We start from the raw sequence: 507 nt of genomic DNA, 5'->3' as shown, positions 1-507 counted from the left end.
CCGGGGTTAGTCAGTGGTACGGCCTGAGCGAGCCACAAAGAGAAGCGCTTACGCTTGCGGTTCAGATGGGATACTACGATATCCCACGTGGCTGTACGACCCAAGAGCTTGCGAGCGAACTCGGAATTTCAGACCAAGCAGTGACGGAACGGTTGCGTCGGGCCATCGGTGCGTTCGTTCGACGTGCACTCCTCACCCCCGAACCTGAGACGTAGGTGGTTCGACTGCCTCCATTGTACACCATGGAATCGACACATGCGGGTGGAGCAACAGTACATGAGTATGGATGAGACGCAAGAGCGAGGGAAACCTGATTTACAGGATATCGATAGCGTCTCCGGGTCTGCGAAACGAAAGAGACCAATCTCTCTGGATAGTCTTCTGTCGGCAGTAACGAGCAAATACCGGCGGGCCGTTCTCAACTCGCTGACTAGCACATCCAATAAGAGACTGAAATACGATACGCTCGTTGACCGCGTTGCAGAGATGCTTCGAGACGAAAACACA

At 54.0% G+C, this 507-nt stretch carries 1 protein-coding gene and 1 pseudogene; both read left to right on the top strand.

Translation table 11 applies throughout. From position 1 onward, the window contains the following. Positions 1-215, top strand: a 215-nt coding sequence (locus D3D02_RS19030) for a helix-turn-helix domain-containing protein (RefSeq protein WP_199723211.1), incomplete at its 5' end; no start/stop codon positions are given. Positions 216-282: 67 nt separating this feature from the next. Further along, a pseudogene (locus D3D02_RS21350) lies at positions 283-507 on the top strand (hypothetical protein); the annotation flags it as partial.

It is taken from the genome of Halobellus sp. Atlit-38R, assembly GCF_003665925.1.
GTDB classification, from domain to species: Archaea; Halobacteriota; Halobacteria; order Halobacteriales; family Haloferacaceae; genus Haloquadratum; species Haloquadratum inordinatus.
The sequence above is the reverse complement of the archived record's forward strand: the minus strand, read 5'-3'. Positions and strand labels throughout refer to the sequence as shown.